The 25,611-nt window shown below is 68.3% G+C and carries 20 protein-coding genes and 1 tRNA gene; 6 read left to right on the forward strand and 15 right to left on the reverse strand.

The features are described from left to right. The 3 genes from ntrC to glnA all read right to left on the reverse strand — a co-directional run. The coding region (ntrC, locus tag BST28156_RS17270) for a nitrogen regulation protein NR(I) (protein WP_174902871.1) at positions 1 to 1,211 on the reverse strand (1,211 nt) is incomplete at its 3' end. A gap of 46 nt (positions 1,212 to 1,257) precedes the next feature. Then, complete coding sequence (glnL, locus tag BST28156_RS17275) at positions 1,258 to 2,400, reverse strand: nitrogen regulation protein NR(II) (RefSeq protein WP_060245300.1); 1,143 nt, start codon at positions 2,398 to 2,400, stop codon at positions 1,258 to 1,260. 168 nt (positions 2,401 to 2,568) lie between these two features. Then, complete coding sequence (gene glnA, locus BST28156_RS17280) at positions 2,569 to 3,984, reverse strand: type I glutamate--ammonia ligase (protein ID WP_009688920.1); 1,416 nt, start codon at positions 3,982 to 3,984, stop codon at positions 2,569 to 2,571. A gap of 407 nt (positions 3,985 to 4,391) precedes the next feature. On the opposite strand from glnA, the gene BST28156_RS17285 reads away from it, so the two are divergent. After that, positions 4,392 to 4,856, forward strand: coding sequence for a rhodanese-like domain-containing protein (locus BST28156_RS17285; RefSeq protein ID WP_059603404.1), 465 nt, complete (start codon positions 4,392 to 4,394; stop codon positions 4,854 to 4,856). A 118-nt stretch (positions 4,857 to 4,974) separates the two neighbouring features. Here BST28156_RS17285 and BST28156_RS17290 read toward each other — a convergent pair whose 3' ends face one another. The 5 genes from BST28156_RS17290 to hrpA form a co-directional block, all read right to left on the reverse strand. Next, positions 4,975 to 5,787: a competence/damage-inducible protein A gene (locus BST28156_RS17290; protein WP_174902872.1), complete on the reverse strand. Its 813-nt coding sequence runs from the start codon at positions 5,785 to 5,787 to the stop codon at positions 4,975 to 4,977. Next, positions 5,784 to 6,611 carry an EI24 domain-containing protein gene (locus tag BST28156_RS17295; RefSeq protein ID WP_060245302.1) on the reverse strand — a complete coding sequence of 276 codons (828 nt, stop codon included), beginning with the start codon at positions 6,609 to 6,611 and terminating at the stop codon, positions 5,784 to 5,786. The genes BST28156_RS17290 and BST28156_RS17295 overlap by 4 nt, the downstream gene beginning before the upstream one ends. A gap of 111 nt (positions 6,612 to 6,722) precedes the next feature. Continuing rightward, complete coding sequence (locus BST28156_RS17300; protein WP_060245303.1) at positions 6,723 to 7,697, reverse strand: sterol desaturase family protein; 975 nt, start codon at positions 7,695 to 7,697, stop codon at positions 6,723 to 6,725. Positions 7,698 to 7,713: 16 nt separating this feature from the next. Continuing rightward, positions 7,714 to 8,703: a YVTN family beta-propeller repeat protein gene (locus BST28156_RS17305; protein WP_060245304.1), complete on the reverse strand. Its 990-nt coding sequence runs from the start codon at positions 8,701 to 8,703 to the stop codon at positions 7,714 to 7,716. A 171-nt stretch (positions 8,704 to 8,874) separates the two neighbouring features. Further along, entirely contained in the window at positions 8,875 to 13,050 is a 4,176-nt protein-coding gene (hrpA, locus tag BST28156_RS17310) for an ATP-dependent RNA helicase HrpA (RefSeq protein WP_174902873.1), read from the reverse strand. 23 nt (positions 13,051 to 13,073) lie between these two features. Here hrpA and argA point away from each other — a divergent pair, with 23 nt between their 5' ends. Together argA and BST28156_RS17320 are read left to right on the forward strand one after the other, a co-directional pair. Next, positions 13,074 to 14,453, forward strand: a complete 1,380-nt coding sequence (gene argA / locus BST28156_RS17315; protein ID WP_060245306.1) for an amino-acid N-acetyltransferase — start codon at positions 13,074 to 13,076, stop codon at positions 14,451 to 14,453. Between the two features lie 49 nt (positions 14,454 to 14,502). Then, positions 14,503 to 14,778 carry an oxidative damage protection protein gene (locus tag BST28156_RS17320; protein WP_009692666.1) on the forward strand — a complete coding sequence of 92 codons (276 nt, stop codon included), beginning with the start codon at positions 14,503 to 14,505 and terminating at the stop codon, positions 14,776 to 14,778. 146 nt (positions 14,779 to 14,924) lie between these two features. Here the strand turns inward: BST28156_RS17320 and BST28156_RS17325 are convergent, their stop codons facing one another. The 3 genes from BST28156_RS17325 to BST28156_RS17335 all read right to left on the reverse strand — a co-directional run bounded on the left by BST28156_RS17325 (position 14,925) and on the right by BST28156_RS17335 (position 19,388). Then, positions 14,925 to 16,340, reverse strand: coding sequence for an MFS transporter (locus BST28156_RS17325; RefSeq protein WP_174902874.1), 1,416 nt, complete (start codon positions 16,338 to 16,340; stop codon positions 14,925 to 14,927). A gap of 88 nt (positions 16,341 to 16,428) precedes the next feature. After that, positions 16,429 to 17,640: a CaiB/BaiF CoA transferase family protein gene (locus tag BST28156_RS17330; RefSeq protein ID WP_174902875.1), complete on the reverse strand. Its 1,212-nt coding sequence runs from the start codon at positions 17,638 to 17,640 to the stop codon at positions 16,429 to 16,431. After that, positions 17,637 to 19,388, reverse strand: coding sequence for an acyl-CoA dehydrogenase family protein (locus BST28156_RS17335; protein WP_174902876.1), 1,752 nt, complete (start codon positions 19,386 to 19,388; stop codon positions 17,637 to 17,639). The genes BST28156_RS17330 and BST28156_RS17335 overlap by 4 nt, the downstream gene beginning before the upstream one ends. A gap of 162 nt (positions 19,389 to 19,550) precedes the next feature. Here BST28156_RS17335 and BST28156_RS17340 point away from each other — a divergent pair, with 162 nt between their 5' ends. Beyond that, positions 19,551 to 20,453: a LysR family transcriptional regulator gene (locus BST28156_RS17340; RefSeq protein WP_174902877.1), complete on the forward strand. Its 903-nt coding sequence runs from the start codon at positions 19,551 to 19,553 to the stop codon at positions 20,451 to 20,453. 21 nt (positions 20,454 to 20,474) lie between these two features. Here BST28156_RS17340 and BST28156_RS17345 read toward each other — a convergent pair whose 3' ends face one another. From BST28156_RS17345 to BST28156_RS17360, 4 genes are all read right to left on the reverse strand, one after another. Next, the gene (locus tag BST28156_RS17345) at positions 20,475 to 21,893 is read right to left on the reverse strand and encodes an amino acid permease (RefSeq protein ID WP_060245311.1); all 1,419 of its coding nucleotides are present in this window, start codon (positions 21,891 to 21,893) and stop codon (positions 20,475 to 20,477) included. 101 nt (positions 21,894 to 21,994) lie between these two features. Next, positions 21,995 to 23,065 (reverse strand): porin, encoded by a 1,071-nt coding sequence (locus tag BST28156_RS17350; RefSeq protein WP_174902878.1) that lies wholly within the window; start codon positions 23,063 to 23,065, stop codon positions 21,995 to 21,997. A gap of 68 nt (positions 23,066 to 23,133) precedes the next feature. Next, positions 23,134 to 23,520, reverse strand: a complete 387-nt coding sequence (locus tag BST28156_RS17355) for a RidA family protein (protein WP_174902879.1) — start codon at positions 23,518 to 23,520, stop codon at positions 23,134 to 23,136. Positions 23,521 to 23,553: 33 nt separating this feature from the next. Further along, positions 23,554 to 24,768, reverse strand: a complete 1,215-nt coding sequence (locus BST28156_RS17360) for an amino acid aminotransferase (protein WP_174902880.1) — start codon at positions 24,766 to 24,768, stop codon at positions 23,554 to 23,556. Positions 24,769 to 24,946: 178 nt separating this feature from the next. On the opposite strand from BST28156_RS17360, the gene BST28156_RS17365 reads away from it, so the two are divergent. Beyond that, the gene (locus BST28156_RS17365) at positions 24,947 to 25,429 is read left to right on the forward strand and encodes an Lrp/AsnC family transcriptional regulator (protein ID WP_060245315.1); all 483 of its coding nucleotides are present in this window, start codon (positions 24,947 to 24,949) and stop codon (positions 25,427 to 25,429) included. Positions 25,430 to 25,511: 82 nt separating this feature from the next. Then, positions 25,512 to 25,586 (forward strand) — tRNA-Val (locus BST28156_RS17370). The last annotated feature ends 25 nt before the right edge of the window (positions 25,587 to 25,611 follow it).

Consider the following 25,611-nt stretch of genomic DNA (forward strand, 5'->3'; position numbering starts at 1 on the left):
GCATCGGCGCCGCCGTGCGCCTGCGCGCCGTCGGCCGCCGCCGCCACCGACGCGCCCGACGGCACGAGATCGGGCGGCAGGTCCTTGATCTCGACGGTCTGCGCGGGCGCCATCACGGTCAGCCAGTTCGCGAGGTTCTCGAGCTGCCGCACGTTGCCGGGAAACGGCAGCGACGTCAGGTATGCCAGCGCCTCGTCGGACACGCGCTTAGGCTCGACGCCGAGATCGCGCGCACTCTTCTGCAGGAAATGGCGCGTGAGCAGCGGAATGTCGTCGCTGCGCTCGCGCAGCGGCGGCAGGCGCAACCGGATCACGTTGAGCCGGTGATACAGGTCCTCGCGAAACAGCCCCTGCCGCACGCGCGATTCGAGATTCTGGTGCGTCGCGGCGATCACGCGCACGTTCGCGCGCAGCGGATTGTGGCCGCCGACGCGATAGAACTGCCCGTCCGACAGCACGCGCAACAGGCGCGTCTGCAGGTCGAACGGCATGTCGCCGATTTCGTCGAGGAACAGCGTGCCGTTCTCGGCCTGCTCGAAGCGGCCCTGCCGCGTCGTCTGCGCGCCGGTGAACGCGCCGCGCTCGTGGCCGAACAGCTCGGATTCGAGCAGGTCCTTCGGAATCGCCGCGGTGTTCAGCGCGATGAACGGGCCGTTCGCGCGCGGGCTGTGACGATGCAGCGCCCGTGCGACGAGTTCCTTGCCGGTGCCCGACTCGCCGGTGATCAGCACGGTCGCGGCCGAATGCGACAGGCGGCCGATCGCGCGGAACATGTCCTGCATCGCGGGCGCCTGGCCGAGCATCTCGGGTGCCTCGGCCACGCGGTCGTCCTGCGGCGCGCCGCTGCGCAGGCTTTCCTCCACCGCGCGGCGAATCAACTCGACGGCCTTGTCGACGTCGAACGGCTTCGCGAGATATTCGAACGCGCCGCCCTGGAACGCCGCGACGGCGCTGTCGAGATCGGAGAACGCCGTCATGATGATGACGGGCAGGCCCGGCAGGCGTTCGTGCACCGCCTGCAGCAGCTCGAGGCCGGAACCGCCCGGCATCCGGATGTCGGACACGAGCACCTGCGGCGTCTCGTGATCGAGCGCGGCCAGCGCATCGCGCACGTTCGCGAAGCTCTTGGTCGCGAAGCTGTCCCGGGCGAGCGCCTTTTCGAGCACCCAGCGGATCGATTGATCGTCGTCTACTATCCAGATCGGCTTCATAGGTCGGTCAGATATTGGTGAATCCGGTGAATCGCACTGTCGCCGCTCAGGGGTCGAGCGGCAGCAGAATCTGAAATTCGGTACGTCCCGGGCGGCTTTCGACCTCGATCATCCCGTCGTGCTGCTGCACGAAGGTCTGCGCAAGCGTGAGGCCGAGGCCGCTGCCGTCGTCGCGCCCGGACACGAGCGGATAGAAGATCCGGTCGCGGATCTCTTCCGGAATGCCGGGCCCGTTGTCGATCACGTGCAAGTCCAGTGCCAGCTTGTACAGCCGCTTGGCGATCGTCACCTTGCGCGCGACGCGCGTGCGCAGCTCGATCTTCGCGTCGCCCTGCGCGATCCGTTCGCGCAGCGCCTGCGCGGCGTTGCGCACGATGTTCAGCAGCGCCTGGATCAGCTGCTCCTTGTCGCCGCGCAGGTCCGGCACGCTCACGTCGTAGTCGCGCTCGATCGTGAGCCCGCGCGGGAATTCGGCGAGCATCACCGCACGCACGCGCTCGCAGACCTCGTGGATGTTCACGTCGCCGACAATGTGCGGATGCCGGTGCGGCTCCAGCAAGCGGTCGACGAGCGTCTGCAGGCGGTCGGACTCCTTGATGATCACCTGCGTGTATTCGCGCAGCTCGTCGCGCTCACGTTCGCCGAGCTCGAATTCGAGCAGCTGCGCGGCGCCGCGAATCCCGCCGAGCGGGTTCTTGATCTCGTGCGCGAGGTTGCGGATCAACTGCTTGTTGACCGCGGTCAGGTCGTGGATGCGCTCCTCGCGGTCGGTGCGCGACTGCCGTTCGTTCTCGAACAGCTCGACGAGCACGAAATCGGGTGCGCTCTCGAGGAAGCCGACGATCGCATGCACGTGCAGCGGCTCGCGGCCGGGCCGGTCGAGCACGGTGTCGAGATGCGTCGCGTGAAAGCGCTCCTCGCCGATCGCGGTGATCGTCGACGCCAGCTCGTTCGCGTTCGGAAAGATCTCGCCCCACGGCCGCTGCGCGAGCTGGCGGCGCGAGATGTCGAGCATCGCCTCCGCGGACGGATTCGCGAACGCGATGCGCAGCGTCTTGCGGTCGAGCACCAGCACGACCGTCGGCAACGCCTCCAGCCCCGCCAGCAGGCCCGAGCGCGCGAGCCGCTCGTCGTCCGTCGGTTGGCCGGCGTGTCCTGTCTTCGCCTTGATCAGATTCTTCAGAACCATCGTGCGTGCGTGTCGCGCCTGCTGCGCCAGAAGCCAGAAAAAAGAAATCGCGGAACAAAAAGGGGACGGCTGGGCGCCGTCCCCTTTTCAGACTCCGCCGTTCCCGCCGCGCGCCGCGCGACGGGAACGAACCGGCATGACGGCGCTGAATCGAAGCGCCATCGCCGATTACAGCGAGTAGTACATCTCGAACTCGATCGGATGCGTCGTCATGCGGAACTTCGCCAGCTCCTGCTCCTTCAGCGCGAGGTACGCATCGATCATGCCGTCCGTGAACACGCCGCCGCGCGTCAGGAACTCGCGATCCTTGTCGAGCGCTTCGAGTGCCTGGTCGAGGCCCGCGCAGACGGTCGGGATCTTTGCATCCTCTTCCGGCGGCAGGTCGTACAGGTTCTTGTCGGCGGCTTCGCCCGGATGGATCTTGTTCTGGATCCCGTCCAGGCCGGCCATCATCAGCGCGGTGAAGCACAGGTACGGGTTCGCCATCGGATCCGGGAAGCGCGTCTCGATGCGGCGGCCCTTCGGGTTCGACACGTGCGGAATGCGGATCGATGCCGAGCGGTTGCGCGCCGAGTACGCGAGCTTGACCGGTGCCTCGAAGTGCGGAACCAGGCGCTTGTACGAGTTCGTCGTCGGGTTCGTGATCGCGTTCAGCGCACGAGCGTGCTTGATGATGCCGCCGATGTAGAACAGCGCCTGTTCCGACAGGCCCGCGTAGCCGTTGCCCGCGAACAGGTTCTGGCCGTCCTTCCAGATCGACTGGTGAACGTGCATGCCCGAACCGTTGTCGCCGACGACCGGCTTCGGCATGAACGTCGCGGTCTTGCCGTACGAGTGCGCGACGTTGTGGATGATGTACTTCGACCATTGCGTCCAGTCGGCGCGCTGCACCAGCGTCGAGAACTTCGTGCCGATTTCGTTCTGGCCCTGGCCCGCCACTTCGTGGTGGTGCACTTCGACCGGGATGCCGAGCTGTTCGAGCAGCAGGCACATTTCCGAACGCATGTCCTGGAACGTGTCGACCGGCGCGACCGGGAAGTAGCCGCCCTTCGTGCCCGGACGGTGGCCCGTGTTGCCGCCTTCGAAGTCCTTGCCCGACGACCACGGCGCTTCTTCCGAGTTGATCTTCACGAAGCAGCCCGACATGTCCGTGTTCCACTGGACCGAGTCGAAGATGAAGAATTCCGGCTCCGGACCGAAGTAGGCCGTGTCGCCGATGCCCGTGCTCTTCAGGTACGCTTCGCCGCGCTTCGCGAGCGAACGCGGATCGCGCTCGTAGCCCTTGCCGTCGGCCGGCTCGACCACGTCGCAGGTCAGCACGAGGGTCGACTCTTCGTAGAACGGGTCGACGAATGCCGCGTTCGGGTCCGGCATGAGCAGCATGTCCGACGCCTCGATGCCCTTCCAGCCGGCGATCGACGAACCGTCGAATGCATGGCCGCTCTCGAACTTGTCCTCGTCAAACGCCGAAACCGGCACCGACACGTGCTGCTCCTTGCCGCGCGTATCCGTGAAGCGGAAATCGACAAACTTGACGTCCTCGTCCTTCACGAGCTGCATGACGTCGGCGACGGTTTTACTCATAACCTCTTCTCCTGATTGAACAATTCCGGCGGACTGGGAACCGCCTCGTTTATCGAGCTGACCGGGGATCAGGCTTTGGCGCAGCGTGCCCCGATTCGACCGAATTCCATAGAGCAGCTTCCGTGCCAGCATGCGCGATTCCGGCGCAAATCGCGCGGAGGCGCGCCGCCACGGGGGCCGGCTGCGCGATTCCGGGGCCCGGCGCCGCCTCGGCCGCCGATCGCATGCACCGCGCCGGTGCAATCCCGCCGGCGCGCCGCCGACACCGAATCATCTTGGTGCACGCGCGCCATTCTGCACCTTTTTGGTGAGCGCGTGTGCGGTGCGCGCGCGGCATCGCCACCGGAACGCCCGGGCGACGGCGCGGCGCTAGAATGTTCGTTTGACCGATATGGAGACTCCCTGCCATGAGTACGCTCGAACAGCTTTACGCGAAGGCCGACGAACGCCGCGCGCAAGGCTCGCTCAACTATGCCGGCGCGCTGCTGCCGGCCGAGGCTTTCGAACTGCTGCAGCTCGATCCGTCGGCGCGCCTCGTGGACGTGCGCACCCGCGCCGAGCTCGACTGGATCGGCCGCCCGCTCGTCGGCGACGGCCAGTACCTGCATCTCGAATGGACGCGCTACCCGGGCGGCGTGCCGAACGCCGGCTTCGTCGACGAACTGCAGGCGGCCATCACGCCCGATACGCCCGTGCTGTTCCTGTGCCGCAGCGCCGCGCGCTCGAAGCTCGCCGCGGTCGCCGCGTCGCAGGCCGGCTTCACGAAGGCGTTCGACCTGCTCGAAGGCTTCGAAGGCGCGAAGGACGCCGAAGGCCACCGCAAGACGGTGGACGGCTGGTGCTTCCGGAAACTGCCCTGGATCGGCGCCTGACCGCGCGCCGAACCCGCCCGCATCATCGTCGAGCCGGGCGATGACATGCCGATGACGGGCCGCGTTGCGCGGCCCGCTGCTTTTGCGCCGCCGGGCCGCGGCCGGCGCGCGTCGGCCGTCAGCGCGGCGTGCCAGGCTCGACGATGTCGCCGCCGAGCAGGTGGACGCCTTCGCGCAGCTTCACGAACGCGGCCGCGACCGCTTCCGGCTCGCCCTTCACGCCGAGGTCGATATGGCGGCGCGCATAGATGCCGCCGCGCTCGGCGTCGCCGACGCTCGGCAGGCTGAACACGCGCACGCCGGGGAAATCGCGCTCGATGCGCTCCATCAGCGGCGTGAGCGTCGATTCCGGCAGCTCGAACACGTACAGCGAGCGCTCCGCATGCGGCGTCGCGTGATGCAGGTGCGCGTACTTCGTGTCGAGCACCCATTCGATCATCGGCCACGCCATCACCGGGAAGCCCGGCATGAAATGGAGATCGCCGACCGAGAAGCCCGGAATCCGGTTGTAGCCGTTCGGGATGATCGTCGCGCCGACCGGGAACACGCCCATGTTGAAGCGGTGCTGGTTTTCCGGCGAATCGAAATCGACCGGGCGGTCGGGATCGGTATGCGTTTCGCGGATCCGCTCCTCGATCAGCCGCTTCGCTTCCGGATGCAGCTCGAGCGGCACGCCGAGCGCGGCCGCCGCGCACTGGCGCGTGTGGTCGTCCGGCGTCGCGCCGATGCCGCCCGTCGAGAACACGATGTCGCCCGACGCGATCGCGCGTGCCAGCGTCGCCGTGATGCGCGCCGGATCGTCGCCGACGTACTCGGCCCAGTCGAGCGCCAGGCCGCGCGCGCCGAGCAGCTCGATGATCTTCGCCAGATGCTTGTCCTGCCGGCGGCCGGAAAGGATTTCGTCGCCGATGATGATGATGCCGATGCTCATGCCTGCCCCAGGTCGATGGTGGTGGCGCGCGGTGCCGCGCGCAGGTCTTCCAGCGCGCGCAGGCAGTAGTGCCCGAACCACAGCGCCGAGAAGACGAGGATGAAAGCGTAAACCCAGATCATGGCCGCCGCGACGAACGGGAACAGCACCATCATCCAGATCGACGACACCCAGACGAAGGTCGGCACGGTGCCGAGCAGCCCGGTCGCGATGCCGATGCCGATCAGCGGCCAGCGGTGCCGCCGGATCAGCTCGCGGCGCTCGTCGCGGCTCGCATGCTGCGCGAGCGCATCGTAGGTCATCACGCGATAGGTGAGCCAGCCCCAGATCACCGGCGGCAGCAGCGCGAAGAACGGCGGAATCAGCCACAGCGGGATCGTGACGACCAGCACGACCACGCCGACGATCGCCGCGCCCAGCGAATTGAACACGCTGCCGAAGAAGGTGCCGCCGCGCTTTGCCTCCAGCGCGGCGAACTGCCGGTTCGACAGGTGCTTGACGACGACCGGCATCGAGATCGACGCGATCAGCAGCAGCACGGTCAGCACGATCAGCGGAATCGCGAGCGACACGACGACGAACGGTGCGACCACCGCATGCAGCTGCGACATGCCGACCGCGTCGAAAGCGCGGTACAGCGCGGCCGTCAGCACGAAGCCGTCGAGCGCGCCGCGCGCGGCGTCGATCAGCGTCTGCCACGAGAACCACAGCAGCGCGCCCCAGAACAGCGCGGAGACGACGAACGGCATCAGGGTGAGCCACAGCATGCGCGGATGCAGCGCACTCGCGAATGCACGGATGAAGGAGCGCAGCAGGTCGTTCATGCGAGCCTGTCTCGATGAGGAAAAACGGGGAAAGGATAAACCACGCGGCCCGCATGCGCCAAAGCGCATGCGGGCCGCGGGGGAAAGCCGTTCAACGGGAAAACGGCCGGATCAGGCCGACGCCGCGCCGCGCTTGGCGGGGAACAGGCGGCGGAAGATCCGCACGAACGCGAGGCCGTGCTGCGCCCAGAAGCCGTCGCCGTAGGAAACGCCCTCGACCTGGTCGCGGATGCCGGTCGGCTCGACCGTGCGGTTCCACGACGCGGTGCCGAACATCATGTCCCACCACGGGAACAGTACGCCGAAGTTGCAGCCGTACTTCGTGCCTTCGTGGCCGTAGCCGACCGCGTGGTGGCGCCGGTGGAAGGTCGGGCTCACGAACAGGCGCTCGCCGAGCCAACCGAACGACAGCCGCGCATTCGTATGCTGGATGCTCTGCATGAAGTTCGTGAACGCGGTCAGCACGACGAACTGCGACGGCGTCACGCCGATCACGAGCGCGATCGCCGCGAAGAAGCACGACTGGATCACGTCGTCGAGCAGGTGGTTGCGGTCGTCGCACCACAGCGACATCTGCCGCTGGCTGTGATGCACCGCGTGCAGCTCCCACCAGATGCCGAACTTGTGCTGCCAGCGGTGATACCAGTAGCCGGCGAAGTCGAGCACGACGAGGTAGATCGCGAACGCGACGATCGGCTGCGAAGTCACGCCCGGCCACAGATAGTCGAGATTGACGTTCGCGACGCCGTGCAGCCGCAGCCACGCCTGGAAGTTGTCGAACAGCGGCTGCAGCGCGAAGAAGAAGAACAGCGAGTAGATGCCGAGCTTCGCGATCGCCGTGTAGATCACGTCGACCCGCACCGCCTTGCGGCTGCTCCAGCGCTCGACCGGCAGCAGCGCCTCGAGCGGGCGCAGCAGCACGAACATCAGCACCATCTGCAGCGCGCCGACGATCACCCAGTACAGCGCGTCGTAGGTGTCCTCGTCATAGTCCATCAGGTTGAACTTGAAGAGGAGCGGCTGCACGACGTCGACGTACAGCCAAGTCTGGATGTCCGACACGAACGCATCGATCAGGTGCAGCATGGCCCGTCTCCGTCCGTCACGCGCCGTTCGCCGCGCGCCACGGCGCGCGATCGTAGAAGTAGATGCCGTGCGGCGAGCGGCCGACGGCGATCGTCTGCACCAGCTTGCGCGACGCCAGGTCGATGATCCCGACCTTCTTCGCGAAGCGGAACGTCACCCACAGCGTCTTCTTGTCGGCCGACAGCTCCATGTCGTCCGGGCCCGGCAGCAGGCCGGTGATGTCGCCGACGTTGGTCAGCGTGTTCTCGTCGATGATGCTGATCGTGTTCGCGACGCGGTTGGTGACCGCGACGTGCGTGCCGTCGGCGAGCGAGCGGAAGTTGTGCGCACCCTTGCCCGTGTAGATCTGCTTGACGACCTTCTGGTTGCGCCAGTCGACCACGGCGACATAGTCCGCGCCGGTCATCCCGACCAGCAGGTACTTGTCGTCCGGCGTGAGCCACAGCCCGGCCGGCACCTTGCCGACCTTCATCTTCCACTTGACCGTCTGGGTCGGCAGGTCGATCGCCGCGATCTCGCCGGACACCTGCAGCGACACGAGCAGCGTCCTGCTGTCCTTGGTGAACGCGAGGTGGCTCGGCATCACCGCGAGCGGCACGCGCTTCGCGAGATGCAGGTCGCGGCCGTCGTAGCTGTAGATGTCGACGCGGTCGAGGCGCAGGCCGGCCGCCGCGAACCACTTGCGGTCCGGCGAGAAGCCGAGCTGGTACGGGTCGTCGATCCCTTCGACGGTGCGCTGCAGCTTGCCCGTCTTCGGATCGAGGAACATCAGGCTGTTCGAGACCGAATTCGCGACGATCAGCGACGAATTGTCGGGCGTCGCCATCAGGTGATGCGGTTCCTTGCCGGTCGGCATCGTGCCGACGACCTCGCGGGTCTGCTGGTCGATCAGGGAAAGCGTCGCCTCGGCCGAATTGAGGACGATCACGTTATTCGCATGTGCGGCGGGCGCCAGCACGGCGGCGGCCAGCGCAAGCGTGCGGCCGAGGGAAAGGAAAGTGCGCATGAAGACTCACGTCGTGGAACAACCGTCATTGTAGAACGTTCAACCGGCCCCGCCGGTTGACGGAGGCCGGCATTGCGCCACTTCGACGCACGCCGCCGGCGGCATGCGCGGCGCCCTGACCGGCTGCCGGCCGCAGCCGGCAGCCGCACGGGCCGGGAAAGCGGTCGCGCGTCAGCGCTGCATCGACTCCCAGACCTTGTACAGGCGCTTGACAGAGACCGGCATCGGCGTGCGCAGTTCCTGCGCGAACAGCGAAATTCGCAATTCCTCGAGCAGCCAGCGGAATTCGGCGAGGCGCGGGTCGACCACGCCGCCGCGCTGCGATACCGCGCGCTGGTATTGCTGGACGAGCGGCTGCAGTTCGCCGGCCTGCTTCGCGTCGCGCGCCGGATCGGCCTTCAGCTTGTCGATCCGCAGCGCGATGCCCTTCAGGTAGCGCGGGAAATGCGCAAGCTGCACGTAAGGCGTGTCGATCACGAAGCGCTTGCCGACCAGCGCGCCGAGCTGCTGCTGGAGGTCCGCGTACGCCTGCGCGAACGGCTTCGCCTGCGCGAGCTTCTTCGCGAGCCCCGCGTATTCGGCGAGGATCTGCCCGACGAGCCGCGCGATCTCCTGCGCGAGCAGGTTCAGGCGGCTGCGACCCTCGTCGCGGCGCGCGTGGAAGCTCGCGTCGTCGTCGGGCAGCGGATCCTGCAGGCACGCGCGGTCGAGCGCCGTGTCGATCAGCTGGTCGCGCAGTTCGTCCTGCGTGCCGAGCGACATGTACTGCATCGCCATCTCGCGCAGGCCCGGCAGGTTCTTCTCCAGATACTTGATCGGCTCCTTCAGCTGCAGCGCGAACAGCCGGCGCAGGCCTGCGCGGTGGATGCGCGCGGCTTCCTCGGGCGAATCGAACACCTCGACGTCGCAGTGGCTGCCGCGATCGACGAGCGCCGGGTAGCCGTACAGCGTCTGGCCGCGCCGGCGGATTTCCAGCAGCTCGGGGAGCTTGCCGAAGTTCCACGTCGTCAGGTTCTCGTACAGCGCGGTCGCGCCGGCTTCGGCCGAAGCGGCCGTGTGCGGCGCCGCGCCCTTCTCGCCCTTGCCGCCCTTCCCGCTGCGGCCGTCGTGGCCGGCAGCGCCGCCCGCGGCGGCCGGCATCGTCGCGGCGCCCGCGTCGGCGTCGCCGCCGGCCGCGATCGTCGACGCCGCCGCGATCTTCTGGAACTGCTGCTGCGCCTGCGCGCCGAGCTCCTGGCGAAGCTGCGCGAGATTGCGCCCCATCGCGAGCTGGCGGCCGTGCTCGTCGATCACCTTGAAATTCATGAACAGGTGCGCGGGCAGCGTCTCGAGCTTGAAGTCGGCCGTCTTCATCGCGACCTGCGTCTCGCCGCGCACGTCGGCGATCAGCGCCTCGACGAGGCCGCCCGCGCCGAAACGCTCGCGGCCCGTGCGCTCGACGAAGCCGGCCGCGTACTCGGGCAGCGGCACGCAGTGGCGGCGCAGCTTCTGCGGCAGCGACTTCAGCAGCAGCTGCACCTTTTCCTTCAGCATCCCCGGCACCAGCCACTCGCAGCGGCGCGCGTCGACCTGGTTCAGCGCGAACAGCGGCACCGCGAGCGTCACGCCGTCGCGCGGCGTGCCGGGCTCGAAGTGATAGGTCAGCGCCATCTCGACGCCCGCCATCGTCGCGCGCTTCGGGAACAGCTCGGTCGTCACGCCGGCCGCCTCGTGGCGCATCAGGTCGTCGCGCGACAGGTACAGCAGGCGCGGCTTGTCCTCGGACTGGCCGCTTTTCTTCACCTCGTCGCGATACCAGCGCTCGAATGCGGCGCCCGTGTGGATGCCGTCCGGAATCGCGTGGTCGTAGAACGCGTAGATCAGCTCGTCGTCGACCAGCACGTCCTGCCGGCGCGACTTGTGCTCGAGCTGCTCGATGTCGGCCAGCAGCTTGCGGTTGTGCGCGAAGAACGGCAGCTTCGTGTCGAACTCGCCTTCGACGAGCGCGCCGCGGATGAACAGCTCGCGCGCCCGCGCCGGATCCTGTTTGCCGAACGCGACGCGCCGCCGGTGGTAGATCGGCAGCCCGTACAGCGTCGCACGCTCGAACGCGCTGACCTGCGCGGGGCGCTTCTCCCAGTGCGGCTCGGACAGCGACTTCTTCAGCAGGTGCGCGCCGATCTTCTCGATCCATTCGGGCTCGATCTTCGCGAGGCAGCGCGCATACAGCCGGCTCGTCTCGACGAGCTCGGCCGCCATCACCCAGCGGCCGGCCTTCTTCGCGAGCGCGGAGCCCGGCCACAGATAGAACTTGATGCCGCGCGCGCCGAGATAGTGCGGATCGTCGTCGGCCTTCATGCCGAGGTTGCCGAGCAGGCCCGTCAGCAGCGCCAGATGCACCTGCTCGTAGGTCGCGTCGGCTTCGTTGAGGCGCCAGCCGTGCTCGCGCACGACCGTCAGCAGCTGCGAATGGACATCGCGCCACTCGCGCAGCCGCAGGTGCGACAGGAAGTTCTGCCGGCACGCGTCGATCAGCTGGCGGTTCGACTTCTTGTGCGCGACCGCTTCCTCGAACCATGCCCAGATCTTCAGCCACTGCAGGAATTCCGAGCGCTCGTCGGCAAAGCGCCGATGCGCCTGGTCGGCCTGCTCCTGCGCTTCGATCGGGCGGTCGCGCGGATCCTGCACGGACAGCGCGCTGGCGATGATCAGCACCTCGCGCAGCGACTGCTGGTCGCGCGCGGCGAGAATCATCCGGCCCACGCGCGGGTCGAGCGGCAGGCGCGCGAGTTCGCGACCGAGCGGCGTCAGCGCGTTGTCGTCGTCGACCGCGCCGAGCTCGTTGAGCAGCTGGTAGCCGTCCGCGATCGCGCGGCCCGGCGGCGGCTCGAGGAACGGGAAGGTTTCGATCGCCGTCAGGTGCAGCGACTTCATCCGCAGGATCACCGACGCGAGCGACGAGCGCAGGATTTCCGGATCGGTGAAGCGCGGCCGCGCCTGATAGTCGCTTTCCTCGTACAGGCGGATGCAGATGCCGTCGGCCACGCGGCCGCAGCGGCCCGCGCGCTGGTTCGCGGCGGCCTGCGAGATCGACTCGACCTGCAGCTGCTCGACCTTGTTCCGGTACGAATAGCGCTTCACGCGTGCGAGACCCGTGTCGACGACGTAGCGGATCCCCGGCACCGTCAGCGAGGTCTCGGCGACGTTGGTCGCGAGCACGATGCGGCGCGCGTTCGACGCCTTGAACACCTTGTCCTGGTCGGCCGCGGACAGCCGCGCGAACAGCGGCAGGATCTCGGTATGCGGCGGGTGATGCTTGCGCAGCGCCTCCGCGGCTTCGCGGATCTCGCGCTCGCCGGGCAGGAACACGAGCACGTCGCCCGGGCCTTCCCGGCACAGCTCGTCGACCGCGTCGACGATCGCGTCCATCAGGTCGCGCTCGGCCTCGCGCGCGGTTTTCACGCGGTCGCGGCTTGCGGTGCCTTCGGCATGCTTCACCGCCGGCCGATCCTCGGCCACCGGGCGGTAGCGCACCTCGACCGGATACAGCCGCCCGCTCACCTCGATCACGGGCGCGGGGCGCGCGTCGGTGCCGAAATGGCGCGCGAAGCGATCGGCGTCGATCGTCGCGGACGTGACGATCAGCTTCAGGTCCGGCCGCTTCGGCAACACTTCCTTCAGGTAGCCGAGCAGGAAGTCGATGTTCAGGCTGCGCTCGTGCGCCTCGTCGATGATCAGCGTGTCGTACGCCTTCAGCAGCGGATCGGTCTGCGTCTCGGCGAGCAGGATGCCGTCCGTCATCAGCTTCACCGACGCGCCCGGCGCGAGATTGTCGGTGAACCGCACCTTGTAGCCGACCACTTCGCCGAACGGCGTGCCGAGTTCCTCGGCGATCCGGCGGCCGGTCGACGACGCGGCGAGACGGCGCGGCTGCGTGTGGCCGATCAGGCCCGTGCCGCCGGCGCCGAGGCCGCGGCCGAGTTCGAGACAGATCTTCGGCAGCTGCGTGGTCTTGCCCGAGCCGGTCTCGCCGCACACGATGACGACCTGATGACCGGCGATCGCGCGCGCGATTTCGTCGCGTCGGGCCGACACCGGCAGGCTTTCGGGGAACGTGATCGGCGGAATCGGATTCGGTGCGACGGCGGCGCGCGGCGCACGTTCGCGGCGCGGCGCGCGCGCGTCGGGTGCAGCGGGCTGGCGCGGCTCGCCGCCGTGCGGCTTGCCTTGCTGCGACTTCGGCGGCTGGCCCTGCGCGTGGCCCTTTACCTCGCCCTGCTGCTGGCGCGCGTCGGCCGCACCATCCGGGTGCCGGGCCGACGGCGTTTTGGCCCGCGTCGGCGCGGGACTTTTAGGTACATTCGACATGGGGGCGCATTATAATCCCGCCCATGAATTCCCAAACCGACCTCCCCCCCGCCCAGACCGGCGACGCGAACCCGCCGGCCGCCGACGATACGGCCGCCAGCCACGCGCAGTTCGTCGACTGGATGCGCTCCGTCGCGCCCTATATCCACAAGTTCCGCAACAACACGTTCGTCGTGGGGTTCGGCGGCGAGGTGGTGCAGCAGGGGCTGCTGAATGCGCTCGTGTCCGATATCGCGCTGCTGCAGGCGATGGGCATCCAGATCGTGCTGGTGCACGGCTCGCGGCCGCAGGTCGAGGAGCAGCTGAACCTGCACGGTGTCGAATCCGAGTTTTCGCACGGGTTGCGCATCACCGATGCGCGTGCGCTCGAATCGGCAAAGGAAGCAGCCGGCGAAGTGCGCCTCGACATCGAGGCCGCGATCAGCCAGGGGCTGCCGAACTCGCCGATGGCGCATGCGCACATCAGCGTCGTGTCGGGCAACTTCGTGACCGCGCGGCCGGTCGGGATTCTCGACGGGGTCGATTTCGCGCATACGGGCATCGTGCGCAAGATCGATGCCGAATCGATCCGCCATTCGCTCGCGAGCCGCAAGCTCGTGCTGCTGTCGCCGCTCGGTTTCTCGCCGACCGGCGAGGCGTTCAACCTGTCGATGGAAGACGTCGCGTCGGCCGCCGCGATCGCGCTGCGCGCCGACAAGATCGTGTTCCTGACCGAAGGGCCCGGCATCGTCGACGACGAAGGCGCGCTGATTCGCGAAATGTCGCTCGATTCGGCCGCCGACCTGCTCGATTCCGGCGACCTGCAGGGCGACGACGCGTTCTTCCTGAAGCATGCGATCCGCGCGTGCCGCGGCGGCGTCACGCGCGCGCACCTGATTCCGCAATCGCTCGACGGCAGCATGCTGCTCGAACTGTTCCTGCACGACGGCGTCGGCACGATGATCTCGTACGAGAACCTCGAGAGCCTGCGCGAGGCGACGCCGGACGACGTCGGCGGCATCCTGTCGCTGATCGAGCCGCTCGAGACGGACGGCACGCTGGTGCGGCGCGGCCGCCACCAGATCGAACGCGACATCGATCACTTCTCGGTGATCGAGCACGATGGCGTGCTGTTCGGCTGCGCGGCGCTGTATCCGTACCAGCAGGAGAAGATCGGCGAAATGGCGTGCCTGACGGTCGCGCCGGAAGCGCAGGGCTCGGGCGACGGCGAGCGCCTGCTCAAGCGCATCGAGCAGCGCGCGCGGGCGCGCGGCCTCACGCACATCTTCGTGCTGACGACGCGCACCGAGCACTGGTTCCTCAAGCGCGGCTTCGTGAAGGCGACCGTCGACGACCTCCCCGAAGACCGCCGCAAACTCTATAACTGGCAGCGCAAGTCGCTCGTGCTGATGAAGCAGCTCTGAGCGCAGGCACGCCTGCCCTCCCCCAGACCGATTACAGGAGAAGTACACGATGGCTCGAATGATTCAATGCGCGAAGCTCGGCAAGGAAGCCGAAGGTCTCGATTTCCCGCCGCTGCCGGGCGAACTCGGCAAGCGCATTTACGAAAGCGTGTCGAAAGAAGCGTGGCAGGGCTGGCTCAAGCAGCAGACGATGCTGATCAACGAGAACCGCCTGAACATGGCCGACCCGCGCGCGCGCCAGTACCTGATGAAGCAGACCGAGAAATACTTCTTCGGCGAAGGCGCGGACCAGGCGTCCGGCTACGTGCCGCCGACGGAAGGCTGACGCACGTCGCAAGGGCGGCCCCGTTCGGCCGGCCCTGCGGTCATACGAAAACGGCACCGTGTTGCGCACGGTGCCGTTTTCGTTTCGGGCGACGCGACCGATCGGACGCACTGGCGCGTCCATTGCGACGCGACGCCACCGGCGACTCACCCGGCCGGCTTCAGCGCGCCGCGCTCGTCGCCGTTGTCGCCCGTGCCGGCCTGCTCCGGTTCACCCGACGCGCTCTCGATGCCCCACTCGGCCGCGTCGCTGCGCTCGGCCGTCGACAGCTCGTCCGCGCGATGGCCGGTGCGGTTCAGCAGCGCGAGCATGCAGACCAGCGACACCAGCGCATAGACGCCCGACGCGATCGCGACGCCGACGATGCTACCGGTCGCGTTGAGGATCGCCTGCGCGAGCACCGGCGTGCCGCCGCCGACGACCAGCGCGCTCAGCTGGTACGCGAGCGACAGCCCCGTATAGCGAATGTTCGCCGGGAACACGCGGGCAAGCACGCCGCCGACCGCGCCATAGAACATCGCCGACGGAATCGTCGAGATGCACATGCCCGCGACGGCCGTCCAGTACGAGCCGGTGCCGACCGCATGGAACATCACCGGCATCAGCACGATCTCCGGAATCAGGATCCAGCACATCGCGCGGCGCATGTCGACCTTCGACACGAACCACGCGCCGACCGGCTGCATCAGGAACTGCACGACGAGCGAGATCGACAGGATGCCGAGGAAGGTGCCCTGCGCGTAGCCGAGCTCCTTGGTCGCCCACGACAGCGCGAACGTGCTGCGGAAGTACGTGACGTTGATCACCGGCAGCGTGCCGGCCGCGAGCAGCACGACCACCCAGTGATCGCGCACGACTTCGCGCAGCGGCAGCTTCACGGTGCGCTTGCGCGCGAGCACGCGCTGCATGTCGACCGACTCCTCGAGCTTCAGCCGGATCACCATCCCGACGATCACGAGCACCGCCGACAGCAGGAACGGAATGCGCCAGCCCCACATCAGGAAATCGGGCGTCGGCATCGCGCTCAGCGCGAAGAACGCGCCGGTCGCGAGCAGGTTGCCGGTCGGCGAGCCCTGCTGCGCGAACGCCGCATAGAGAATGCTCTTGCGCTTCGGCGCGTTCTCGCTGGCGATCAGCACCGCGCCGCCCCATTCGCCGCCGACCGCGATGCCCTGCAGCACGCGCAGCGCGACGAGCCCGGCCGGCGCCCACACGCCGATCTGCGCGTAGCTCGGCAACAAGCCGATGCCGGTCGTCGCGAGGCCCATCATCACCAGCGTGATCACCAGCGCGGTCTTGCGGCCGACGCGGTCGCCGAGATGGCCGAACACGATGCCGCCGAGCGGCCGCGCGGCGAAGCCGGCCCAGAACGTGACGAACGCGAGCAGCGTCGCGACGCCAGGATCCATCGCGCTCGAAAAGAACACCTTGCCGAACACGAGCGCCGCGGCCGTGCCGTAGATATAGAAGTCGTACCACTCGATCGTCGTGCCGACGAAGGCCGCGAGCGCGGCGCGGCCGGGCTTCGGGGGCGAGGCGGGTTGGGTTTGCGGACCGGTCATCGATGTCTCCATGTTCGTTGTCGGCGGCGCGACTGTCGCGCGCCTTGTCCGTTTGGCCGGTGTCGCGCCGCCGGCCGGCGGCGGCCCGTCAGCCGGGCGGTTCCTGGTCGGGCGCCGCCTTCAGCACGCCGGCGTCGAGCAGCTGCTGCTGGCGCTCGGGATCGATGCCGAGGCGATCGAGCACTGCGCGCGTGTCGCGGCCGAGCGCCGGCGGCGGCGAACGGTAGGTCGCCGGCGTGCGCGACAGCTTCACCGGCGATGCGGTGCCGCGGTACGCGCCGAGTTCGACGAACAGGTTGCGATGCAGCGCATGCGGGTCGCACGCGACGTCGGCCACCGTGCGCACCGGCCCGCACGGCACGCCGGCCGCCATCAGGTCGCGCGCGAGCGGTTCGCACGCGTGCGCGGCGAGCCGCGCCTCGAGTTCGGCCTTCAGCTCGGGCCGGTGCGCGCAGCGGCTGCGGTTGTCGATGAAGCGCGGATCGCCGGCGAGCGCCGGCGCGCCGAGATGCGCGACGAGCCGCGCGAACTGCCGGTCGTTGCCGACCGCGAGAAAGATCGGCCCAGTCGCGGTGCGGTAGCTGTCGTACGGCGCGATGTTCGGATGCGCATTGCCGCTGCGCTCGGGCACGCGTCCCGAACCGAAGAAGTTCGGCAGGTGCGGATGCAGCAGCGACACGCCGCAGTCGTACAGCGCGATGTCGATCGACTGCCCTCGCCCGCTCTTGTCGCGCTCCGCGAGCGCCAGCAGGATGCCAGCGAGTGCGTTGAGGCCCGTGACCATGTCGACGATCGGCAGGCCGATGCGCGTCGCGTCGCCGTCGCGTTCGCCGTTCACGCTCATCAGCCCCGCCATCGCCTGGATCACCGCGTCGTAACCGGGCAGGCCGCCGAGCGGACCGTCGTCGCCGAACCCCGTCACCGCGCAGTGGATCAGGCGCGGGAAGCGCGGCTGCAGGTCGCGCGCGTAGTCCATCCCCCAGCGCGCGAGCGTGCCGGGCTTGAAGTTCTCGACGAGCACGTCGGCGTCCTCGAGCAGGCGCCACAGGATCGCGCGCCCTTCGTCGCGCGACAGGTCGAGCGCGAGCCCTTCCTTGTTGCGGTTCACGCCCATGAAGTACCAGGCCGTCTCGCCGACGAACGGCGGCCCCCAGCCGCGCGTCTCGTCGCCGGCCGGCGGCTCGACCTTGATCACCGTCGCACCGTGATCGGCGAGCGCCTGCGTGCAATATGGGCCGCCGAGCACGCGGCTCAGGTCGACGACCTTCAGGCCGTCCAGCGCACCGCGCGACGCGCTCATCGCATCACCTCCGGCAGCAGGTCGAGCGCCATGTCGAGCGGCACGGGCGCGCCGCGCAGCAGTGCGCCGATCGCCGCCGATTCGTCGTCGTGCGAGGCCGGCGCGAGCGGATCGACCGGCAGCAGCTTGTAGCGTACGAGCAGGTGCGCAAGCGCGAGGCGGCGGAAGTCCGGCGCGAGCTGCGCGCCTTCGCACGCCATCAGCACGGCCGCGCTCGCGTAGTACAGCGCGGACGCGGCCTGCCGCACGCACGCGTCGTCGCCTGCCGAGGCGACCCGTGCGAGCCCGTCGCACGCCCGCGCCAGGACGCGCCGCAGCGCCGCGCGGCTTGCGTCGGGCAGCGGCGCCGCGCCGAGCCGGTCGCCGAGGAACGCGCGCAGCGCATCGAGCGCCTGCTCGCGCTGTGCGGCGCGCGCGACGTCGAGCGCGACGATGTTGCTGGTGCCTTCCCAGATCGAGCCGAGATGCGCATCGCGCACCAGCCGCGCGTCGCTCCATTCCTCGATATAGCCGGTGCCGCCGCGCACTTCCATCGCGTCGCCCGTCACGCGGCGTGCGTCGCGGCACGCGCGGAACTTGATCAGCGGCGTCAGGATGCGCACGCAGCGCGCGGCCTGAAGATCGCCCGCGTCGGCCTGCGGCAGCAGCAGCGCGATCTGCATGAACATCGCGCGCGCGGCCTCGGCGGGCAGCAGCATCTTGATCAGCTGGCGCTGCATCAGCGGCATCTCGATCAGCTTGCGGCCGAATGCGTCGCGGTGCGCGGCGACATGCAGCGCCTCGTTCAGCGCGCGCCGCATCAGCCCCGCCGCGCGCACGCCGTTCGACAGCCGCGACATGTTGATCATGTCGGCCATCTGGTGAAAGCCGCGGCCGATCTCGCCGATCAGGTAGGCCTGCGCGCCTTCGAGCGCAATCTCGCCGCTCGCCATCGAGCGGCTGCCGAGCTTGTCCTTCAGGCGCACGATCCGGTAGCGGTTGCGCGTGCCGTCCGGCAGCGTCTTCGGCAGCAGGAACAGCGCGAGGCCCTTGATGCCGTCCGGCGCGCCGTCGGGACGCGCGAGCACCATCGCGAGATCGGCGTCCGCGTTCGAGCAGAACCACTTGTCGCCGTACAGGCGCCACACCGCGTTGCCCTGCGCGTCGGTGTCGCGCGCCGCGCGCGTGCCGATCCGGCCGACGTCGGAGCCGGCCGCCTGCTCGGTCATGAACATCGCGCCCTGGTACAGCGTGTCGAAGTCGCGCGACGCGAGCTTCGGCAGATAGTGCGCGACGAGATCGGGATCGCCGAAGCGGCGCAGCGTGCGCGTCAGCGAATCGGTCATGCTGACCGGGCAGCACAGCCCGAATTCGGCCTGCACGAACAGGAAGGTCAGCGCGTACTTGACGAGCGGCGGCACCGCGTCGGACTGGTGGCTCAGCGCCGCGAGCCCGAGCTCCGAATACGCGACGCGTTCGAGCGCGACATAGGCGGGATCCTTGTCGATGCGCTGCACGGCCTCGCCGCGCCGGTTGCGATGTTCGAGCACGGGCGGATGCTTGTCCGCGCGCGACGCCCATGCGTCGAGCTCGTCCGACACGCGCGCGCCGAGCGCATGCAGTTGCGGTTCGAGTTCGGCGTATTGCGCGTCGCCGAGGTGCAGCTTCAGCAACGCGCCGAGATCGGGATCGGCGGTGAAGAAATTGACGCCCCGGCTGTCGGGGATATTGGATGCGCCGGCGGCCGGCGGTCGAGCGGTGTCGTTCATGCATGCGTCTCCGGTATCGGCCGGCCGCGTGGCTGCTGCCCCGCGCCGGCGCTCTGTCAGGCTTTCCGGACAGCGTAGGCGTGCGATCGATAAGCGTCCAATACAGGATTTATCCGGTACGATAGACGGCACTTATCGATGCCGGGGCCGGGAGGAGACACCATGGAACTGAGGCAGTTGCGCTACTTCGTGGCGGTCGCCGAAGAACTGCATTTCGGGCGCGCGGCCAAGCGCCTGTTCATCTCGCAGCCGGCGCTGAGCTTCGACATCCGCAAGTTCGAGGATGCGCTCGGCGTGCAGCTGTTCTCGCGCACCAACAAGGCGGTCGCGCTGACCAATGCTGGCGAGGTGCTGCTCGGCGAAGCGCGCCGGCTGTTGCTGCAGGCGGCCGAGGCCGAGCGCCTGACGGTGCGCTCCGCGTCGGGCCTCGCAGGCCGGCTGCGGATCGGCTTCGTCCATTCGATGCTGTATCGCGGGCTGCCCGACGCGGTGCGGCGCTTCGAAGCCGACTATCCGGGCGTCGAGGTCGTGCTGAGCGAGATGAACACGCACGCGCAGGTGCAGGCCGTCCAGCGCGGCCAGATCGATCTCGGCTACGCGCACTGGGGCCACTTTCCGCCCGAGGTCGAGTCGACGCCCGTCTATGCGGAACCGTTCGTCTGCTGCCTGCCGGCCGCGCACCCGTTCGCGCGGCGCCGGCAGGTCGCGCTCGCCGCGCTGGCGGCGGAGCCGTTCATCCTGTTTCCGCGCGACGCGGCGCCGCACTATCACGACCTGATCATCGCGCAGTGCGTGAACGCGGGATTCAGCCCCGTGATCCGCCACGAGGCGCGGCTGTGGCAGACGATCCTGTCGATGATCGAGTTCGGGATGGGCGTCGCGCTGGTGCCGCGCGTGCTGCAGCAGGTGAAAAGCGACCGGCTCGCGTTCCGGCCGCTGAAGGATACGTCGCTGGAATCGCGCACGCTCGAACTGAAGCGCGGCGGCAGCGCGGAACCGGTCGCGCTGCGCTTCGCCGGGTATGTGCGCGCGTCGATCGACGCGCTGCCCGCGTTGGCGGGCTAGCGTCTCGGCTGCGGCGCCCCGCTACTTCGCCTCCGGCTGCAGCGCGGGCTGCGCGCGGCGATACCACACCGCGTAGACAACGGACAACGCGACCAGGAACGGGATGCCGAAGACCAACGTCATGTGGAATTCCGGCGTGAAGTACGTCGTCGCCATCACCGCGATCATCAGGCCCGCGCCGAGCAGCGTCAGCACCGGAAAGCCGCGCATCCGGAAGGCGGGCGCCGGCAGCCCGAGCGCCGCGCGGCGACGCCGGAAGCAGTAGTGCGTGACGAAGATCATCATCCACGTGAACAGCGCGCCGAACATCGACACCGACATCATGATCGTGAACGATGCGTCCGGATACAGCACGCTCAGCACGGTCGCGAGCGCGATGCCGAGCGTCGACAGCATCAGCGCGCCGAACGGCACGCCGCGCGCGTTCACCTCGCCGAGCGCCTTCGGCGCGTGCCCCGCGCGCGACAGGCTGAACATCATCCGCGTCGTGATGTAGAGCTGGCTGTTCATCGCCGACAAGGCGGCGATCAGCACGACGAAATTGATCAGCCCCGCGGCGCCCGGCAGGTGGATCGCCTCCATCACCTTGACGAACGGGCTCTCGTCGCGCCCGGCTGTCGTCCACGGCACGATCGCGAGCATCAGCGCGAGCGTGACGAGATAAAACAGCACGAGCCGCACGATCGTCGAGCGGAATGCGCGCGTGACCGCGCGCTCGGGATCCTCCGCCTCGCCAGCCGCGACCGCGATCATCTCGATGCTCAGGTAGCTGAAGATCGACACGATCACCGCCACCCACATCCCCCACATGCCTTTCGGGAAGAAGCCGCCGTGACCGGTGTAATGATGGAAGCCCGCGCGCGCCGCGCCGCTGCCGACCAGTTCGGGATTGCCAAACACGACATACGCGCCGAGCGCGATGAAGCCGACGATCGCCGCGATCTTCACGACCGAGAAGCCGTACTCGACCGCACCGAACACGTCGACGCTGCGCGCGTTGACGAACACGAGCAGCGCCGAGAAACCGACGATCCATACCCAGCCCGGCACGCCCGGAAACCAGTACTTCATGTACAGCGCGATCGCGGTGACCTCGGTGCCGACCGCGAGCACGATGCACGCCCAGTACGCGTAGCGCACCAGGAAGCCCGCCCACGGGCTCACGTAATGCTCGGCATACGCGCCGAACGAACCGGACGTCGGATGGGCGACCGTCATCTCGGCGAGACAGCCCATCAGCAGCAGCGAGATGAACGCGCCGATCGCGTAGCTGACGAGCACGCTCGGGCCGGCGAAGCCGATCGCGAAGCCGCTGCCGAGAAACAGGCCGGTGCCGATCGCGCCGCCGATCGCGATCATCGCCATCTGCCGTGCGGAAAGCGTGCGGCGCAGGCCGTGCTCGCGCGCCGCGATATGCTGGAATTGCCCTTCTGGTTGCATCGAATGACCTCGTTCGAAAGCGATTGTCTGGTCGAAGCCGCGACGGCGCGCGGCGCGGCGCCGGTCCCTCCGGCTGCCGCGACGCGACGCACGCCGCGCACTCAGAACATGTGGCGCAGGCCGGCCGCGACGCCGGTCTGGTTGCCGCGGCCCGGCATCTCGGTGAACGCGCCGCCGGTGACGCGGTTGTAGTCGACCGTCGCGTAGACCTGCGTCGCCTTCGACAGCGCGTATTCCGCCTCGAGCACGCCCGTATAGCGCTTGCCGCCGTTACCGGCGATGCCGTTGACGTTGCGGATGTCGTCGTAGTACGCGACGCCCGTCACCGACACCGCCGGTGTGAGCTTCACGCTCGCGCCGGTGTAGAAGATCGCGTCGCGGCGCGGGTTGTCGGCGAACGAACCGTAGGTCACGTCGCGCTCCGGCGCATTCAGCAGTTGCTGGTCGAGCACGCCCGAACGATCGATGCCGCCGAGATAGCCCGCATACAGCGTCGCCGCGCCGAACGCGTAGCGCGCGCCCGCGCCCCACGCCTGCTGCGCGCGACTGTTCAGGTCGCGCACCTGCTGGTACGTCGCGCCGACCATCAGTCCGCCCCGCGTATACGACGCGTGCGCGCCCCAGTACGCATTCGCGCCGAGGCTGCCCGCGACGCCGCCGAAGCCGTAGCTCGCGCCGACGTTCAGTCCGCCGAAGGTGCCGTCGTAGCTGACCGCGTTACTCGCGCGCCCTTGCGTGAGAAAGTACGGCCACATGTTCGCTGTGTAGTTGCCGACCGTCAGCGGATCGAGGTCGCCGAACAGGTTGAACGCCTCGGTCGCCTGCCGGCCGAGCTTCACCGTGCCCCAGCCGCTCGCCAGACCGACATACGCGTAGCGGCCGAACAGCGCGCCGTCGAGCTGCCCGTTCTGCGGTTCGAAGCCGCTTTCGAGCTGGAAGATCGCCTTCAGCCCGCCGCCGAGCGCCTCGCTGCCCTTCAGGCCCCAGCGGCTGTTGGTGATCGCGCCGTTGGTCATCTGCACGCTCGCGTCGTTCGACGCATCCGCATGCGTCGTGTAGCGGATGCTCTGGTCGACGATCCCGTACAGCGTCACGCTGCTCTGCGCGATCGCGCCGCCGGCGACGAGCATGCCTGCCGTCATCGGGACTACGAATCGACGGATTCTCCTCATGTTCTCCTCCAGGCCTGTTCTGATGATTGTGGTGGGGTGATGCAAGCCGCCCGCAGGCGGCTTTCCTGCTAGGTTCGTACCGTCGGCAGCGCGACGTATGCGACGAGTTCGACGCGCATCGCCGGATGCGCGAAGCCCTGCACGCCGACGCACGTGCGGTTCGGATAAGGCGCGCGGAAATGACGCCGGTATTCGGCATCGAATTCGGGCATCGCCTGCACGTCGGACAGGTACACGAGCACCTGCGCGACATCGTCCATCGTCGCGCCCGCCGCCGCGACCGCCTTCGCGAGATTCGCGAGCGTGATGCGCGCCTGCTCCGCCATCGTGGCGCCGACGATCGCACCGGACGCATCGACCGGCCCGTGACCGGTAAACATCAGCCCGGCCGCGCGGGTCGCCCACGAGAACGGCTGCGCGAGCGGCGGCAAGTCGACCGGAATCGTTTCTGCCATCGTGTCTCCTCCTTCGAATCGGTAACGGGGCGCTCAGGCGGCCCGGCGCGCCGGGCTGCCGAGCACGTCGCCGATCGCGGCAGCGACGTGGTCGACGTTCGCGTCGTTCAGGCCCGCGATGCACATGCGTCCCGAGCGCAGCAGATAGACGCCGTGCGACGCGCGCAGGCGATCGACGTCCGCCGCCGCGATGCCCGTGTAGCTGAACATCCCGCGCTGCGTGACGAGCGCATCGAACGAGCGGCCGGACAGGCGCGCGTCGAGCCGTTCCTTCAGCGCGCCGCGCATGCGCTTGATGCGCGTGCGCACCTGCGCGACCTCGTCTTCCCAGCGCGCGCGCAGCGCGTCGTCGTTCAGCACCGTCGACACGAGCTGTGCGCCGAACAGCGGCGGGCTCGAATAGGTGCGGCGCACGCCGGCCTGCAACTGGCTCAGCACGGTCGCGGCCTCGCCTGCGCTCGCGCAGACCACCGACAGCCCGCCGACGCGCTCGCCGTACAGCGAAAAATTCTTCGAGAACGAATTGCCGACGATCGCCGGCAGCCCTGCGTCGACGATGGCGCGCACGGCCCAAGCGTCGTCGGCAAGGCCGTCGCCGAAACCCTGGTACGCCATGTCGAGGAACGGGATCAGTCCGCGCCGCGCGAGCACGTCGATCACCGCGCGCCATGCGTCGCGGTCGAGGTCGAGGCCGGTCGGGTTGTGGCAGCACGGCTGCAGCAGCACGACGCTGCGGGCGGGCAGCGCATCGAGCGTCGCGAGCATCGCGTCGACGCGCAGCGCGTTGCGCGCTTCGTCGTAGTACGGATACGTATGCACGTCGAGGCCCGCCGCCGACAGGATCACGCGATGGTTGTCCCAGGTCGGGTCGCTGATCCACACCGCGCTGTCGGGGAAGTAGCGCTTCACGAACTCCGCGCCGAGCCGGATCGCGCCCGAGCCGCCGAGCGTCTGCAGCGTCGCGATGCGCCCTTGCGCGAGCGCGGCGCAGTCGGCGCCGAACACGAGGCGCTGCACGCCCTGCCGATACGCGGCCTGCCCTTCCATCGGCAGATAGGTGTGCGGCGCGGCGGCCTCGCGCAGCCGCTCGGCCGCGATGCGCGTGCTGTCGAGCACCGGAATGCGGCCCGCGTCGTCGTAGTACAGGCCGATGCTGAGGTTGACCTTGTGCGGATGCGCGTCCTGCTGGAACGCCTGGAACAGCGACAGGATCGGATCGCCCGGATAGGCGGGAATGTGTTCGTACATGGCGAAGATGACGTGAAGGTTGAAGGCGGCGGCACGGCCGGCGACGGGCCGTGCGGTCGAGGCATGGGGCGCATGTTATCGAGGACGAAATAGAATGAGCTTCACTTTTCGATGACGAATCCGGCCGTTTGCAGTAGAGTCTGCGGCTTCCATCTCAATTTTTATCGGATTCTGCGAAATGGCTCTGGACCGAACCGATATGCGGATCCTGCGACAGCTCGAGCGCGACGGCCGCATCAGCAATCAGGACCTCGCGAACGCGGTCGCGCTGTCGCCGTCCGCGTGCCTGCGGCGCGTGAAGCTGCTCGAGGAACGCGGCGCGATTTCCGGCTACCGCTGCATGATCGAGCCGAAGAAGGTCGGCGTCGCGTTCGAGGCGCTCGTGCATGTGTCGATGCGGCCCGACGTGCCCGAATGGCACGACACGTTCGTGGAGGCGATCCGGCAGTGGCCGGAAGTCGTCGCCGCGCAGATCGTGACGGGCGGCTCGAACTACGTGCTGACGGTACGCGCACGCGACCTCGACCACTACTCGGATTTCGTGATCAACCGGCTGCATCGCGCGACGGGCGTGATGTCGATCAACTCGAGCATCGTGCTCGCGACGCTCAAACGGGACGGGTCGATCCTCGACCTGGTCGAGCCGTCGACGGCCGGCTGACCGGTTCATGCACGCGCCTGAAAAAAATTTGCAGAAAGTACTTTACGAACCCGAAAAGCTCTGACATAATTTCAGCTTCTTTGGGCGGTTAGCTCAGCGGTAGAGCACTGCCTTCACACGGCAGGGGTCACTGGTTCGATCCCAGTACCGCCCACCAAAGAATTCGAAGGCCTGCGTCTCAC

Source organism: Burkholderia pseudomultivorans (assembly GCF_902499075.1).
Classification (GTDB): Bacteria; Pseudomonadota; Gammaproteobacteria; order Burkholderiales; family Burkholderiaceae; genus Burkholderia; species Burkholderia pseudomultivorans.

Bases quoted from the DNA above. Each gene is read 5' to 3' on its own strand.
- glnL (WP_060245300.1), bottom strand. From the start codon at position 2,400: ATGGTTCTGAAGAATCTGATCAAGGCGAAGACAGGACACGCCGGCCAA.
- glnA (WP_009688920.1), bottom strand. From the start codon at position 3,984: ATGAGTAAAACCGTCGCCGACGTCATGCAGCTCGTGAAGGACGAGGAC.
- BST28156_RS17285 (WP_059603404.1), top strand. From the start codon at position 4,392: ATGAGTACGCTCGAACAGCTTTACGCGAAGGCCGACGAACGCCGCGCG.
- BST28156_RS17290 (WP_174902872.1), bottom strand. From the start codon at position 5,787: ATGAGCATCGGCATCATCATCATCGGCGACGAAATCCTTTCCGGCCGC.
- BST28156_RS17295 (WP_060245302.1), bottom strand. From the start codon at position 6,611: ATGAACGACCTGCTGCGCTCCTTCATCCGTGCATTCGCGAGTGCGCTG.
- BST28156_RS17300 (WP_060245303.1), bottom strand. From the start codon at position 7,697: ATGCTGCACCTGATCGATGCGTTCGTGTCGGACATCCAGACTTGGCTG.
- BST28156_RS17305 (WP_060245304.1), bottom strand. From the start codon at position 8,703: ATGCGCACTTTCCTTTCCCTCGGCCGCACGCTTGCGCTGGCCGCCGCC.
- hrpA (WP_174902873.1), bottom strand. From the start codon at position 13,050: ATGTCGAATGTACCTAAAAGTCCCGCGCCGACGCGGGCCAAAACGCCG.
- argA (WP_060245306.1), top strand. From the start codon at position 13,074: ATGAATTCCCAAACCGACCTCCCCCCCGCCCAGACCGGCGACGCGAAC.
- BST28156_RS17320 (WP_009692666.1), top strand. From the start codon at position 14,503: ATGGCTCGAATGATTCAATGCGCGAAGCTCGGCAAGGAAGCCGAAGGT.
- BST28156_RS17325 (WP_174902874.1), bottom strand. From the start codon at position 16,340: ATGACCGGTCCGCAAACCCAACCCGCCTCGCCCCCGAAGCCCGGCCGC.
- BST28156_RS17330 (WP_174902875.1), bottom strand. From the start codon at position 17,640: ATGAGCGCGTCGCGCGGTGCGCTGGACGGCCTGAAGGTCGTCGACCTG.
- BST28156_RS17335 (WP_174902876.1), bottom strand. From the start codon at position 19,388: ATGAACGACACCGCTCGACCGCCGGCCGCCGGCGCATCCAATATCCCC.
- BST28156_RS17340 (WP_174902877.1), top strand. From the start codon at position 19,551: ATGGAACTGAGGCAGTTGCGCTACTTCGTGGCGGTCGCCGAAGAACTG.
- BST28156_RS17345 (WP_060245311.1), bottom strand. From the start codon at position 21,893: ATGCAACCAGAAGGGCAATTCCAGCATATCGCGGCGCGCGAGCACGGC.
- BST28156_RS17350 (WP_174902878.1), bottom strand. From the start codon at position 23,065: ATGAGGAGAATCCGTCGATTCGTAGTCCCGATGACGGCAGGCATGCTC.
- BST28156_RS17355 (WP_174902879.1), bottom strand. From the start codon at position 23,520: ATGGCAGAAACGATTCCGGTCGACTTGCCGCCGCTCGCGCAGCCGTTC.
- BST28156_RS17360 (WP_174902880.1), bottom strand. From the start codon at position 24,768: ATGTACGAACACATTCCCGCCTATCCGGGCGATCCGATCCTGTCGCTG.
- BST28156_RS17365 (WP_060245315.1), top strand. From the start codon at position 24,947: ATGGCTCTGGACCGAACCGATATGCGGATCCTGCGACAGCTCGAGCGC.